This window comes from Streptomyces sp. NPDC020898, from assembly GCF_044333925.1.
Taxonomy (GTDB): Bacteria; Actinomycetota; Actinomycetes; order Streptomycetales; family Streptomycetaceae; genus Streptomyces.
On record NZ_JBIRRV010000013.1, the window covers coordinates 98043 to 112396 of the forward strand.

Consider the following 14354-nt stretch of genomic DNA (forward strand, 5'->3'; position numbering starts at 1 on the left):
CCGCCGTGCCCGTGAACCTTGAAAGGTGGCCCTGCATGGTCTCTCGCGTACGCGTCTGGCTCAACCGCACGTACGCGGAGAACGTGTTCTTCATGGAACAGCTGAGGAGAAATCCCAGCGACCGCGCGGTCGAGATCCACGCCACCCACGGGGACGCCGACTCCCCCGTCCTGGCCGCCGCCGACACCGCCGCCATGGAGCCCGAGGGTCTGTCCCCCGCCGCGTACGTCGAGTACGCGCTCGACCAGTGCGACCGTCGTGAGATCGACGTGTTCGTGCCGCGCCTGCACCAGGACACGATCGTCGAGCACCGCGCCGACTTCGAGGCCGTCGGCACGAAGCTGCTCGCGCCGACGCCCGAGGCGGTGGCCGTCTTCCAGGACAAGGCGACCGCGTACCAGGCCGTCGAGGCGGTCGGCGTTCCGGTGCCGCCGTGGTGGCGGGTGCGTACCGCCGACGAACTCCTCGTCGCCGTCGACCAGTTGGAGGCGGACGGGCACAAGGCGTGCTTCAAGCCGGCGGCGGGCGCGGGCGGGGTGGGCTTCCGGATGATCACGCGCGCCCCCTTCTCGATGTCTCACCTCAACGGGTTCCCCAGCCCCTACGTCCAGTTGGACATGGTCCTCGACGTGCTGAAGAACACGGACGAGGAGGTCGACTGGCTGGTGATGCCCCGTCTGGAGCAGCCGGAGGTCTCCGTCGACTGCCTCACCGGCCCGGACTCGCGCATCCGCATGGCGATCGGCCGCACCAAGAACGGCCGCCGGCGCGGCTTCACGCTCGACGAGGCCTGGCTGGAGCCCGCGCGGCTCATCGCCGAGGGCTTCGGCCTGCACCACCTGAGCAACATCCAGTTCCGCATGTACGAGGACCGGCCGGTCCTGATGGATGTCAACACCCGCCCCGCAGGCGGCCTGCACCAGCTCTCGCTGTGCGGCATCAACGCCCCCTGGGCAGCAGTGCAGTTGGCCCTCGGCGAGGACCCGGGCGACCTGGTCCCGCCGTTCCTCGGCCAGGACTACGCCGTCGTCTCCGCACCCCGCCCGGTGCGCGCGACGACCCTCCCCGCCCAGCGCGAGGACGAACTCCCGACACCCACACGCGCCTCGGCACCCGCACCCACCCCGGAGCAGCCGACAGAGACCGTCACGTCGGCCACCGAAGCGGCGGCCGGGGCAGCGGCGGGCGCATCTGCCTGACCCGCACCTTCCTACGCCGGCAGGGCCCGGTCATGGCACCGCATCGTGGCGCCATGACCGGGCCCGACCTGCGTGCCCCGGACACCGGGCCCGCCCGTCGGGGCCGCCACAAACCGGTCGCGTGGGCGGTCCTGACCCCTGAGGATGACGGTCATGCACCGCATCGAGTTCGTGAACTACCCCGTCAGCGACCCGCCATCGGCCCACCTCCAGTGGGGCTTCCGTATCGACGGCACGGATCTGCGTGTGCACGTCGCCGACGCCACCCGCGATCTCTGGCGTCAGGAGCACGAGGAGGAGGACGAGGCCGAGCAGGAACGCTTTCTGCTCACCCAGCACGCCGGCCCCTCCGTCTCCGAGATCGAAGACCCCGTGCGCCACTTCCTCGGTGACCCGGCGCCCGAGTACGCCGATCCTGCGACCGGCGCCACCCCGCTTCTCGGCTGCGGCTGCGGTCTGTGGGGCTGCTGGCCCCTGCCGGCGGTCATCAGCACCACACCGGCGACCGTCACCTGGTCCTCCTTCCGGCAGCCCTGCCGCATGGAGTGGGGGGAGCTTCCGCTGGGCCCGTACGTCTTCGCCCGCCCCGCCTACGAGGACGCGCTCGCGGAGCCGGCCCGTCTCGCCGAGGATCCGTTGGGACCGCACCCGGACGAGACGCCGTGACCCGCGGTCGGCCGGGCATGCGAAGGGCGGGCCGCGTCAAGCGGCCCGCCCTTTGGTTCTGCAGGTCTGGCGGCTTCTACTTGCCCGCGGTCAGCCGCAGCGTCTGGATCTCGAACGGTCGCAGGGTCACGGCCACCGTGTCGCCGTCCACCCGGGCCTCGGACAGGGGCCGCTCCAGCAGGTCGGTGATCTTGGCGCCCGTCAGCGGGAAGCCTGTGCGCAGAACGCCCTCGGCGCGGCCACCGCTCGACTCGTAGAGGCGGACGACGACGTCACCGGACGCGTCGTCGGCGAGCTTCACCGCCTCGATGGTCACACCGTCGCCGTCCACCCACACGACCGGCTCCGGCGCACCCGCCGAATCCGCCACGCGCAGCGGAAGGTTGAGGGAGTAGCCCTCGGCGACCGTCTCCTCGATGCTCGCGCCGGGCAGCAGCGAGTACGTGAACCTGTGCTTGCCCTGGTCGGCCTCCGGGTCCGGGATGCGCGGGGCGCGTACCAGCGACAGGCCGACCGTGGTGGTCGTACCGCCGTCCTCGCGGACCGTGCGGGAGACGTCGTGGCCGTACGTCGAGTCGTTGAGGACGGCGACGCCGTAGCCGGGCTCGGCGATGTGCACCCAGCGGTGGCCGGAGACCTCGAAGCGGGCCGCCTCCCAGCTGGTGTTGGTGTGCGTGGGCCGCTGGATGTGGCCGTACGCGATCTCGGCGGACGAGTGCGGGGCGCGGATGTCCACCGGGAAGCCCGCCTTGAGGATCTTCTCGGCCTCGTGCCAGTCGATCTCCGTCTCGATGTCGATACGGGCACTGCCCGCGCGGACGGTGATCGTCTGGACGATCTTCGAACCCTTGCCGAAGGAGCGCTCCACCCGGATCGCGCCGATCAGCGGGTCCTCCTCCACGACCGTGACGGAGTCGGCGTACAGGAGGTCGGTGTAGCGGTTCTTGTAGTGCTTGTCGATGTCCCAGGCGTCCCAGTAGTTCGGGAGGTCGGTGTGCAGGCGCAGCAGGTTGCCCTTGTCCGCGAGGACTTCACGGTTCGCGCGCAGGTCGCGGACCGAGGACAGCGTGCCGTCCGCCGCCAGTTCGACGCGGACGATGCCGTTGTCGAGGACGCGCCCGGAGACGGTCACCGGGCGCGGGGGCTCGGCGACGGCCAGCGGAGCGCTGCCGCTCGCGGGGACCTCGACGTACATCGGGACGCCCGTGGACGTACGGACCACCTCGGCCCGGTCGAACGGGCTGGTGTTGAAGGCACGGCTGCCGCCGCCGCCCAGCGCGGCCACGGACTCGGCGGTGAGCACCTCCAACTCCTGGGCCACACGGGCGTATTCGGCCTCCGCCTCGCGGTGCACCCAGGCGATCGACGAGCCCGGCAGGATGTCGTGGAACTGGTGGAGCAGGACCGTCTTCCAGAGGCGGTCCAGCTTCTCGTACGGGTACGCGTAGCCCGGCGCGTGCAGTGCGGCCGTCGTCGCCCACAACTCGGCCTCGCGCAGCTTGTGTTCGCTGCGCCGGTTGCCCTGCTTGGTGCGGGCCTGGGAGGTGTACGTGGCCCGGTGCAGCTCCAGGTACAGCTCGCCGACCCAGACGGGGGCGTCCTCGTACTCGGCGCGGGCCTTCGCGAAGAACTCGTCGGGATGCTCGACGACGACCTTCGGTGAGCCTTCCAAGTCGGCGAGCCTGCGCGCCCGTTCCATGATCTCGCGGGTGGGGCCGCCGCCACCGTCGCCCCAGCCGAAGGGTGCCAGGGAACGCGTCGCGGCGCCCTTCTCACGGTAGTTGCGGGTGGCGCGGGCCATCTCCTCGCCGCTGAAGCGGGCGTTGTAGGTGTCGACCGGCGGGAAGTGCGTGAAGATGCGGGTGCCGTCGATGCCCTCCCACCAGAAGGTGTGGTGGGGGAACTTGTTGGTCTGGTTCCAGGAGATCTTCTGGGTGAGGAACCACTCGTTGCCGGCGAGCTTGGCGAGCTGCGGGTAGGCCGCGCTGTAGCCGAAGGAGTCCGGCAGCCACACGCCCTTGGTCTCGACGCCGAAGTGCTCGATGAAGAACCGCTTGCCGTGGATGAGCTGGCGGGCGACGGCCTCGCCGCCGGGCAGGTTGCCGTCGGCCTCGACCCACATGCCGCCGACCGGCGCCCACTGGCCCTTCTTCACCGACTCCTGGATGCGCGCCCACACCTTGGGGTAGTTGTCGCGCACCCACTCGTACTGCTGGGCCTGGGAGCAGGCGAAGATGAAGTCCTCGTACTCGTCCGCCAGTGAGGTCACGTTGGAGAACGTGCGCGACGTCTTGCGCTTGGTCTCGCGGATCGGCCACAGCCAGGCGGAGTCGATGTGCGCGTGGCCGACACCGGAGACGATGTGGGCACTGGCGTTCGCCGGCTTGGCCAGGGCGGGTGCGAGGGCCGCGCGTACGTCGGCCGCCGAACCGGCGACGTCGTCCAGGTCGAGGAGGTCCATGGCCCGGTCGAGGGCGACCATGATCTCGTGCCGGCGAGGGTCGTGCTCGCCCAGCTCCAGCATCAGCTCGCGCAGCACCTGGACGTCGAGGTCGAGGTGGAAGACCTCCTCGTCGAGGACGGCGAGGTCGGCGCGCTGGAAGGTGTAGATCGGCTTGTCGCCGGCCGTGAGGATGTCACCCATGGGGGTGATCTTGGAGAAGTTGTCGGCGAGGATGTCCGGGTTGGAGGCCGCCTCGACGAGGTAGTCGATCTCCTCGCCGCCCGTGGCCGGGTTGGCGATCGGCACGTACTGGTTGAGCGGGTTGACCGCCTTCAGCGGGGTGCCGTCGGTGAGGTGGACCAGCGCCTCGGCCTGGTTTCCCGGCCAGTCTCCGATGAAGCCGAGGTCGATGACCGCCTCGACGCGCCGGCCGGCCCACTCGGCGGGGACCTGTCCGCGCATCCGGAACCAGGTCGTGCCCCACGGCGGGCCCCAGGGGGTGTCCATCGCGAAGGGCGTGTACGGCGCGGCCGCCGCCTCCTCGAAGGAGACCGGCTCGCCCGGCGCCTGCCAGGCCTCGACCGTGAAGGGCACCGTGGCCGCGTAGATCGCCGCCTTGATCCGCTGGTCGTGGAGGCGCTGGACGCGCTCCTCGATCCGCTGGCGTTCGTCGTGCATGAGAAGTCTCCAGATACGAGCGGGGAAAGCGCTTACTTAAGGTACGCGAGGCCGGGGTGGACCGCGGTGTATCCGTCCACCAGTCTGCGGGCCACGTTCACGGAGTCGACGAGCGGATGCAGCGCGAACGCCTTGACCGCCGCCGCACGGGAGCCGGACTCGGCGGCGGCGAGCACCTCGCGTTCGACCGCCTTGACCGAGCAGACCAGGCCGGAGGCGTGGTCGGGCAGCGGGTCGACGGTGACGGGGTGGGCGCCGTTGGCGTCGACCAGGCAGGGCACCTCGATGACGGCCTCGGCGTCGAGCACCGAGAGCGTCTTCCGGTTGCGGACGTTGAGGATCAGGGTGGTGCGCTCGTCGCGGGCGATGGCCCGCATCAGGGCGAGGGCCACCTTCTCGTAGCCCCCGGACAGGTCGTCGGCGTCGCGTTCGCCCGCGCCGGCCGTCTCGCGGGCCTCGGCCATGTAGGTCGCCTCGCGCTCGGCGCGGGTGCGGTCCCAGGCGGTGAGGGCGGCGGCGCCGGGGCGCTTCATCTCGTCGTAGAAGCCGGCCTGCTGGTCGCGCAGGAAGGCGCCGCGGGTCTTCTCGGCCTCGCTGTAGGCGCGTACGGCCTCGCGGTTGAAGTAGTAGTAGTGCAGATACTCGTTCGGGATGGCGCCCAGGGACTGCAGCCAGTCGGTGCCGAAGAGCTTGCCCTCCTCGAAGGAGCCGAGCAGGCCCGGGTCGGCGAGCAGCCGCGGGAGTTCGTCGCGGCCGTTGACGCGCAGCCCGCGCACCCAGCCGAGGTGGTTGAGACCGACGTAGTCGATCCACGCCTCGCCGGGGTTGGCGCCGAGCACCCGGGCGATACGGCGGCCCAGGCCCACCGGCGAGTCGCAGATGCCGATGACGCGGTCGCCGAGGTGGCGGGACATGGCCTCGGTGACCAGGCCGGCCGGGTTGGTGAAGTTGATGACCCAGGCGTCCGGAGCGACGCGGGCCACCCGCCGGGCGATGTCCTCTGCGACCGGGACCGTGCGCAGGCCGTACGCGATACCGCCCGCGCCGACCGTCTCCTGACCCAGGACGCCCTGGTCCAGCGCCACCTTCTCGTCGTTGGCCCGTCCTTCCAGGCCGCCGACGCGGATCGCGGAGAAGACGAAGTCGGCGCCTCTCAGTGCCTCGTCGAGGTCGGTCGTGGCGCTCACCTCGGGGGCGTCGGGCACCCCCGCCGCCTGCTCGGCCAGGACCCGGGTGACCGCGGAGAGGCGGCCCGCGTCCAGGTCGTGCAGGACGACATGGGTCACCCGGCCCTCGGCGTGGTCGCCCAGGAGCGCCCCGTACACGAGCGGCACGCGGAATCCGCCGCCGCCCAGAATCGTCAACTTCACGGTTGCACCTTTCCTGCCGTGATGACCTGCACCCCGGCCTCCTGCAAAGAGGACTGCGTCGCCGGGTCCACCGGCGCGTTCGTCACCACCATGTCCAGTTCGTCCGGGCCGCAGACCTTCGCCATGCCCGTGCCGGGGAACTTGGCACGGTCGGCGAGCAGGACGACCCGGTCGGCGGCCTTGATCATGGCGCGCTTGACCGGTACCTCGACGACCGTGGTGTCCATCACCTGACCGCCGGGGCGGACGCCGCTGGTGCCCAGGAAGACCCAGTCGGCGTGCAGCTGGCGCAGGTTGTCCTCGGTGAGGAAGCCGACCAGGGAGCGGTACTCGCGCCGGACCATGCCGCCGAGGAGCACCAGTTCGATGCTCTCGTCGTCGACCAGCTCCTCGAAGACCACCAGGTTGCTGGTGATCACGGTGAGGCGGCGGCCGTGCAGCTGCCGGGCGAGCCGGTAGGCGGTGGTCCCGATGTCGAGCAGCACCGACTGGCCGTCCTCGACGAGCGAGGCGGCCTTGGCGGCTATCGCGTCCTTCTCGGTCACACGGACCTCGGCGACCTCGGCGAAGGGCTGGTCGCCCTCCTCCACCACGGCGCCGCCGTGCACACGTGTCAGCAGGCCCTCCTCCTCCAGTCTGACCAGGTCGCGACGGATGGTGGCGGGGCTCACGCCGAGCTGCTCGGAGAGATCGGTCACGGCCGCGGGGCCGCCCGAGCGCAGGGCCCGCAGGATGAGTTGATGTCGTCGTTCTGCCAGCACCCGACGAACAGTACTCGTCATCTTCAATCATTTCTATGCTTGCTTCTGCTCGACTCTTGCCAAATCTCCGGAAGGCGCGCACGATTCCGGTCATCAAATTGACGAGTTTTGACGAGAGGATGCACGCGTGGACGACGAACGGCCCGATGTGCTGCTGACCGGGCTGCTCTTCTTCGACCTCGTCCTCACCGGCCTGGGCAAGCCCCCGACGCCCGGCGAGGAGATCTGGACGTCGGGGATGGGCACCAGCCCCGGTGGGATCGCGAACCTCGCCGTGGCGGCCTCCCGGTACGGTCTGAAGACCTCCCTGGCCACGGTTTTCGGCAACGACACGTACGGCAGCCACTGCCGTGATGTCCTCGCCGGCCAGGAGGGCGTCGACCTCTCGCTCTCGCGCACCGCGGACGACTGGCACACCCCCGTCACCGTCTCGCTCGCCTACGACGGCGACCGCGCACTGATCACCCACGGGCAGCCGCCCCCGTACTCCCAGGACGCCCTGCTGGGCGACCCGCCCGAGGCGCGCACCGCCCTCGTGCACCTGGAGGCCGAGCCCCACCAGTGGCTGGCCAAGGCGGCGGCGAACGGAACGCAGATCTACGCGGACGTCGGCTGGGACCCCACCCAGCAGTGGTCCTCGGACCTGCTCGACCAGCTCGCCCTGTGCCACGCCTTCCTCCCCAACGAGACCGAGGCGATGGCGTACACCCGCACGGACACCGCGCTCGCCGCGCTGGGCACCCTCAGCGAGCTGGTCCCGGTGGCCGTCGTCACCCGCGGCGGTGACGGAGCGGTCGCCGTCGACCAGACGACCGGCGAGTACGCGGAGGTCCCGGCGCTGCCCGTGGACGTCGTGGACTCGACGGGCGCCGGGGACGTGTTCGGCGCGAGTTTCGTCGCCGCGTCGCTCGGCGGGTGGCCGCTGGAGGAACGGCTGCGGTTCGCCGTACTGGCCGCCTCCCTGTCCGTACGGCAGCACGGCGGGGCGCTGGCCGCGCCCGGCTGGTACCACATCCACCGCTGGTGGCACACGCTCGACGACCCCGGACTGCGGCTGACGTACGGCTTCCTGGCCGACCGGCTGCCGGCCGACCCGGGGCCGCCGGTGCGGTTCGCACCTGTCACCCCCTGACACCCCCCTTGAGAACCGCCCCCCACTGACTTTTCCCTTACGCACGCACCGAACAGATCCGAAAGGCGGTGGGAGCTGTGCAGCTCTCACGAAGAGGCCTGCTGCGCGCGGGCCTGGCCGGCACGGCCGCCGCGTCACTGGGCGGCCTGGCGACCGGCTGCGCCGTTCCGACCGGCTCCACCGGGCGCAACATGGTCCTGTGGTACTGGAGCGGCGGCCTGAGCGACACCGTCGTGAAGAACGCCAAGGCCCGTTACAGCAGTTCTGTCGATCTCCATGCCATCCAGATCGGCGGCCAGTACCGCTCCAAGCTCATCACCACCATCACCGGCCGGGCCCACATCCCCGACATCGCGGGGCTCAAGGGCGAGGACATGGCCGCCTACCTGCCGAACGCGGACCAGTTCATCGATCTGCGGACGCTGGGCGCGGAGAAGTACAAGAGCCAGTTCCTGTCCTGGAAGTGGGACCAGGGCATCGCCGACGACGGCACGATGGTCGGCTTCCCTATCGACTGCGGGCCGGTCGGCCACTACTACCAGTTCGAGGTGTTCCGCAAGGCGGGGCTGCCGTACGAACCGGCCGACGTGTCCAAGGAGTTGAACACCTGGGAGAACTTCTTCGCCGCGGGTGAGCAGCTCAGGAAGCGGATCCCGGGGACCATGCTCCTCACCGACGTCAACTCCGTCTTCGAGAACGTCGTACAGCAGGGCGCGAAGCGGTACGTCGACAAGGACCGCCACTTCATCGGCGACCAGGAGCACGTGCGCAACGCCTGGGCGCTCTCCGTGGAGGCCAAGCGGCGCGGGATCGTCTCCGACCTCGTGAACGGCACCCCGGACCAGCTGTCGGCCAAGCAGGACGGCAAGCTGCCCAGCGAACTGGGCGCGTCCTGGGCGGCCTTCGACATCAAGAACGGGGTGCCGAAGGCCAAGGGCAGGTACCGGGTCGCCGACATGCCGGTGCGGCCCGCCAACAACGGTGGTTCGTTCCTGTCGATCACCAAGTCGTGCCGGGAGCCCGAGCAGGCCTTCGAGATGATCGCCTGGATGCTCAACGCGTCCAACCAGGCGCAGGGTTACGTCGACGCGGGTCTCTTTCCGTCCACGCCCGCCTCGTACCCACTCAAGCCGATGCAGGAGCCCGACCCCTTCTTCGGCGGCCAGGTCACCACGGACATCTTCGGACCCGCCGCTCAGAAGATCGTCGTCGCCTACAACAGCCCGTACGACATCGCCCTCGGGACTCCCATCAAGGACGAGATCAAGAACGTCGGCGTCCTCGGCAAGGACCCGGAGAAGGCCTGGAGTGACGCCATGAGCAAGTGCCGCCGTATCGCGAAGCACCTGGGGGTGAGCTACTGATGGCCGTCATCGAGCGGACCCCGCCCGTGGTGAGACAGCCCGCCCCGGTCGGGCCGAAGAAGGGCCTGCGCAAGTACTGGCACCTCTACGCCGCGATCTCCCCCTTCTACCTGATCTTCCTCGGCTTCGGCCTGTTCCCGGTGGGCTTCTCGCTCTACCTGTCCTTCCACCGCTGGGACGGCCTCGGCTCGATGGAGTGGGCCGGGCTCTCGCAGTACCAGTACCTGCTGAGCGACGGCGACTTCTGGAACTCGATCGGCAACACGATCATCATCTGGGCGCTCGCCACCTTCCCCATGATCTTCCTGGCGATGGTCACGGCCGTGATGCTCAACTCCGCGGTCCGCTTCAAGAGCTGGTACCGCGTCGCGTACTTCCTGCCGAACGTCACCTCGGTCGTCGCCATCGCGATCGTCTTCGGCTCGATCTTCTCCACCAACAACGGCGTGATGAACGCCGTCCTGCAGTCGGTGGGGATCGACCAGATCGCCTGGCTGAACACACCGTGGGGCATCAAGGTCACCATCGCCGCGCTGATGACGTGGCAGTGGACCGGCTACAACGCGATCATCTTCCTCGCCGGGCTCCAGACCATCCCGGGCGAACTGTACGAGGCGGCGCGCATGGACGGCGCCGGCCCGATCCAGACGTTCTTCCGGATCACACTGCCGCTGCTGCGGCCCACGCTGCTGTTCGTGCTCGTCGTCTCGACGGTCACGGGTCTGCAGAGCTTCTCCGAACCACAGGTCCTGCTGCAGACCTCGTCCAACGACTCGACGTTCGCGGGCGGTCCGGGCCACTCGGGCCAGACGATGGTCCTCTACTTCTTCCAGCAGACCTTCGACAACAACGACTTCGGGTACGGAGCCGCGGTGGCGTGGGGCATCTTCCTCGTCGTCGTCCTCTTCTCGATCATCAACTGGCGCCTCGTGCAGCGCCGGGGCGACTAGGAAGGGGCGCGCATCATGGCATCCATCAAGGGGACCCGCCGCAGAGGGATCGCGCTGCACCTCCCGCTGATCATCGGCACACTGCTCTCGGCCTTCCCGTTCTACTGGGCCGTGATCATGTCGACGCACAGTTCGACGGAGATCTTCTCGTACCCGCCGAAACTGCTGCCCGGCACGCACTTCCTGGAGAACGTCCGCAATCTCTTCGACGCCATCGACTTCTTCGGGTCGATGTGGAACTCGCTGCTGGTCGCGACGGCGGTGACCTTCCTGGTCCTGCTCTTCGACTCCCTCGCGGCGTTCGTCTTCGCCAAGTTCGAGTTCCCCGGCAAGGGACTGCTGTTCGGGCTGCTCATGGTCATCTTCATGGTCCCGGCGCAGCTGTCGGTCATCCCGCAGTTCGTCCTCATGGCGAAGATCGGCTGGATCGGCTCGATGACCGCGCTGATCGTGCCGGCCGCGGCCAACGCCTTCGGCATCTTCTGGATGCGTCAGTACATGAAGTCGGCCATCCACGACGAGTTGCTCGACGCCTCCAAGCTCGACGGCGCGAACTTCCTGCGCCAGTTCTGGCACGTGGCGCTGCCGGTGGTCCGCCCCGGTCTCGCCTTCCTCGGCATCTTCACCTTCATGGGCCAGTGGAACGACTTCGCCTGGCCCCTGATCTCCCTCACCAACCCCGACAACGTGACCCTCCAGGTCGCGCTGTCCCAGCTCAACGGCACCCACGGCACCACCGACTACGGCATCGTGATGACCGGCGCGCTGCTCGCCCTCGTCCCCCTGCTGATCGTGTTCGCGATCGGTGCCAAGCAGATCATCGGCGACCTGGCGAAGGGAGCCATCCGCTGATGGCCGACGTTTTCCACACGCTCCGCCCCTGGGAGTCACCTGAGGTGACCTCCTGGGGGCGGTTGCCCATGAACGCCGTCGACCGGCGGGAGGGGGCGACCTCCCTGGACGGCGACTGGCGCTTCCAGCTCCTCCCGACCCCGACCACCCCGGTGGGCGACGACTGGTCCTCGGCCCGGGTCCCCGGCGCCTGGACCCTCCAGGACACCGACGACCTGCCCTGGTACACGAACGTGCAGATGCCGTGGGGCGACTTCCCGCCCGCCTCTCCTGCCGCCAACCCGACGGGCGTGTACGAGCGTGAGTTCGACGTTCCGGCCGAGTGGGCGGGCCGGCGGATCGTGCTCCAGGTCGGCGCCGCCGAGAGCGTGCTGCTCGTGCACGTGGACGGGCGGCCGGTCGGCATCTCCAAGGACTCCCATCTGGCGGCCGAGTTCGACCTCTCCGACGTCGTGTGGCCGGGTGCCTCGGCGACCGTGCGGCTGACGGTCGTCAAGTGGTCCGACGCCACCCACATCGAGGACCAGGACCAGTGGTGGCACGGCGGCATCACCCGCTCGGTGCTGCTGTACGCGACGGACCCGCTGTATCTCGCCGACGTCACCGTGCGGGCGCCGGCCTCCGGTGAGCTGCGGGTCGACTGCCGGGTGCGGGACGCGGGCGGCGCGCTGCCCGGGGGGTGGTACGTCAGCGGGGAGATCGACGGTCAACTGCTGCTCCAGGACGCGGAGTTCGACCGGCTCAACGCCGAGGACGACCGCGTCTCCGACTTCCTCGGCGAGCCCCGGATGTACGCGCACCTGCCCGACGTACGCACCTGGACCGCCGAGACGCCCGAGCTGTACGACCTGACCGTCCGGCTGCACCGCGCCGACGGAACGGTCGCCGACACCTCGCGGCACCGCGTCGGATTCCGGGACGTCGAGATCGTCGGACGGGACCTGCTGGTCAACGGTGAGCGGATATTCATCAGGGGCGTCAACCGGCACGACTTCCATCCGCTGACCGGGCGGACCGTGTCGTACGACGACATGCGCGCCGATCTCGTGCTGCTGAAGCGGTTCGGGTTCAACGCGGTCCGCACCGCGCACTATCCGAACGACCCGACGCTGTACGACCTCGCGGACGAGCTCGGTTTCTATGTGGTCGACGAGGCGGACATCGAGTCGCACGACCACGCGCACGAGATCGCCGACGACCCGCGCTACCTGAACGCCTTCGTGGACCGGGTCTCGCGGATGGCCTTGCGGGACAAGAACCACCCCTCGATCATCATCTGGTCGCTGGGCAACGAGTCCGACTACGGCGCCAACCACGACGCGGCGGCGGGCTGGCTGCGCCGGCACGACCCGACCCGGCCCCTCCAGTACGAGGGCGCCGCCAAGACCGGCTGGGCCGACCCCTCGGTCGCCTCCGACATCGCCTGTCCGATGTACGCGCCGCTGGAGGACTGTGTCGCACACGCCCTGTCCGGCGAACAGACCAAGCCGCTCATCCAGTGCGAGTACTCGCACGCCATGGGCAACAGCAACGGCACGCTGGCCGACCACTGGGCCGCCATCGAGTCAACGCCAGGACTTCAGGGCGGGTTCATCTGGGAGTTCTGGGACCACGGCATTCTCCAGTCCGTGAACAGCGGCAGACCTCTCGGACGCTCGGGCGCCGGGCTCTATGACAACGGTGTCGCCGCACCCGGCCTGCGCTGGGCGTACGGCGGCGACTTCGGCGAGACGAACCACGACGGTGCCTTCATCGCCGACGGGGTCGTCTTCCCCGACCGCACGCCCAAGCCCGTCCTGTTCGAGCACCGGGAGATCGCGGCTCCGGTGCGGCTCGACGGCTTCCGGCACGAGGGGCTCGTGGTCGCCAACCACCAGTGCTTCCGGGGCCTGGACTGGCTCACGGCCACCTGGGAACTGACGCTCTCCGACGGCCGTACGCTGACCGCGCCGGCCGAGCTGCCGGATCTGCGACCGGGCGAGACGGCGACCGTGCCGCTGCCCCTCGAACTGCCCGCGGACGGCGGCGAGGCCTGGCTCACGCTGCGCGTCACCACGGCCGACGACGAGCCGTGGGCGCCGCGCGGCACCGAGGTCTGCACGCCCCAGCTGCTGCTGCGGGCCGCGGCGGAGGTACGGGAGACGGAGGTCGCGGGCCCGCGCGTCCAGGTCGACCTGGACGGGCTGCTGATCCACCCGCTGCTGACGGCCGCGCCCGTCCTGTCCCTGTGGCGGGCCCCGACCGACAACGACGAACTGGGCGGCATGGCGGCCCGCTGGCAGGACTGGGGCCTCGACTCCCTCGTACGCAAGGCCGCCGACGTCCGGCGCGACAGCGCCCGCGTGAGCGTGCTCGCCGAGTACGCCGGGAACGCGGGCGTGATCCGCCACGAGCAGGTGTTCACCCCGGTCCAGGGCGGCATCCGCGTCGAGGAGAGCGTCGAGCTGCCGGACGCGTACGCCGATGTGGCGCGGGTCGGTTCCGTGTTCGAGACGGTGTCCGGGCTCGACCTGCTGGAGTGGTTCGGTCAGGGCCCCTGGGAGTCCTACCCGGACCGCGCCGCCGGAGCGCCCGTCGGGCATCACTCGGCCCCTGTGGACTCCCTGTTCACCCCTTATCTGCGACCGCAGGAGAGCGGCGGACGGCACGGTGTACGACGGTTCAGGCTGTCGGCGCCGGACGCCACCGGTCTCTCGGTCGTGCTGGACCGGCCGTGCCAGGTCTCCGTGACCCGGTTCCGCGCCGAGGACCTGGCCGCCGCGACGCACCACGACCAGCTGAAGCCACGGCCTGGCTGCGTGGTGCACATCGACGCGGCACACAGGGGGCTCGGCACGGCGTCGTGCGGCCCCGACACCTTCCCCTCCTATCTCGTACAGCCGGGCACCCACCGCTGGGCCTGGACTCTCCGCACGCTCTGACCCCCCACACACCTCCCC

10 protein-coding genes are annotated in these 14354 nt (G+C 69.8%); 7 read left to right on the forward strand and 3 right to left on the reverse strand.

What is annotated here, in order from left to right; translation table 11 throughout:
* Positions 1-35 precede the first annotated feature (35 nt).
* The gene (locus ACH4TV_RS33465; RefSeq protein WP_398404785.1) at positions 36-1199 is read left to right on the forward strand and encodes an ATP-grasp domain-containing protein; all 1164 of its coding nucleotides are present in this window, start codon (positions 36-38) and stop codon (positions 1197-1199) included.
* A gap of 153 nt (positions 1200-1352) precedes the next feature.
* A complete protein-coding gene (locus ACH4TV_RS33470; RefSeq protein ID WP_398404787.1) occupies positions 1353-1865 on the forward strand; it encodes a hypothetical protein in 513 nt (170 codons plus the stop codon).
* Positions 1866-1941: 76 nt separating this feature from the next.
* On the opposite strand, the gene ACH4TV_RS33475 is transcribed toward ACH4TV_RS33470, so the two are convergent.
* Genes ACH4TV_RS33475 through ACH4TV_RS33485 form a run of 3 tightly spaced genes read right to left on the reverse strand, consistent with a single transcriptional unit; the run spans position 1942 to position 7117 of the window.
* Complete coding sequence (locus ACH4TV_RS33475; RefSeq protein WP_398404789.1) at positions 1942-4986, reverse strand: alpha-mannosidase; 3045 nt, start codon at positions 4984-4986, stop codon at positions 1942-1944.
* Positions 4987-5018: 32 nt separating this feature from the next.
* Positions 5019-6356: a 6-phospho-beta-glucosidase gene (locus tag ACH4TV_RS33480; RefSeq protein WP_398404791.1), complete on the reverse strand. Its 1338-nt coding sequence runs from the start codon at positions 6354-6356 to the stop codon at positions 5019-5021.
* Positions 6353-7117, reverse strand: a complete 765-nt coding sequence (locus tag ACH4TV_RS33485) for a DeoR/GlpR family DNA-binding transcription regulator (protein WP_398404793.1) — start codon at positions 7115-7117, stop codon at positions 6353-6355. The genes ACH4TV_RS33480 and ACH4TV_RS33485 overlap by 4 nt, the downstream gene beginning before the upstream one ends.
* Positions 7118-7244: 127 nt before the next feature.
* Here ACH4TV_RS33485 and ACH4TV_RS33490 point away from each other — a divergent pair, with 127 nt between their 5' ends.
* The 5 genes from ACH4TV_RS33490 (at position 7245) to ACH4TV_RS33510 (ending at position 14336) form a co-directional block, all read left to right on the forward strand.
* Positions 7245-8249: a carbohydrate kinase family protein gene (locus ACH4TV_RS33490; RefSeq protein WP_398404795.1), complete on the forward strand. Its 1005-nt coding sequence runs from the start codon at positions 7245-7247 to the stop codon at positions 8247-8249.
* A 77-nt stretch (positions 8250-8326) separates the two neighbouring features.
* Positions 8327-9613, forward strand: a complete 1287-nt coding sequence (locus tag ACH4TV_RS33495; RefSeq protein WP_398404796.1) for an ABC transporter substrate-binding protein — start codon at positions 8327-8329, stop codon at positions 9611-9613.
* Positions 9613-10563, forward strand: coding sequence for a carbohydrate ABC transporter permease (locus ACH4TV_RS33500; RefSeq protein ID WP_398404798.1), 951 nt, complete (start codon positions 9613-9615; stop codon positions 10561-10563). The genes ACH4TV_RS33495 and ACH4TV_RS33500 overlap by 1 nt, the downstream gene beginning before the upstream one ends.
* Before the next feature lie 15 nt (positions 10564-10578).
* Positions 10579-11415: a carbohydrate ABC transporter permease gene (locus ACH4TV_RS33505; RefSeq protein WP_398404800.1), complete on the forward strand. Its 837-nt coding sequence runs from the start codon at positions 10579-10581 to the stop codon at positions 11413-11415.
* On the forward strand, positions 11415-14336 hold the full coding sequence (locus ACH4TV_RS33510) for a glycoside hydrolase family 2 TIM barrel-domain containing protein (protein ID WP_398404802.1): 2922 nt from the start codon (positions 11415-11417) through the stop codon (positions 14334-14336). Before ACH4TV_RS33505 ends, ACH4TV_RS33510 begins: the two co-directional genes overlap by 1 nt.
* Positions 14337-14354: the final 18 nt, after the last annotated feature.

Coding starts and splice junctions, on each gene's coding strand:
- ACH4TV_RS33465 (WP_398404785.1), top strand. CDS start 36: ATGGTCTCTCGCGTACGCGTCTGGCTCAACCGCACGTACGCGGAGAAC.
- ACH4TV_RS33470 (WP_398404787.1), top strand. CDS start 1,353: ATGCACCGCATCGAGTTCGTGAACTACCCCGTCAGCGACCCGCCATCG.
- ACH4TV_RS33475 (WP_398404789.1), bottom strand. CDS start 4,986: ATGCACGACGAACGCCAGCGGATCGAGGAGCGCGTCCAGCGCCTCCAC.
- ACH4TV_RS33500 (WP_398404798.1), top strand. CDS start 9,613: ATGGCCGTCATCGAGCGGACCCCGCCCGTGGTGAGACAGCCCGCCCCG.
- ACH4TV_RS33505 (WP_398404800.1), top strand. CDS start 10,579: ATGGCATCCATCAAGGGGACCCGCCGCAGAGGGATCGCGCTGCACCTC.
- ACH4TV_RS33510 (WP_398404802.1), top strand. CDS start 11,415: ATGGCCGACGTTTTCCACACGCTCCGCCCCTGGGAGTCACCTGAGGTG.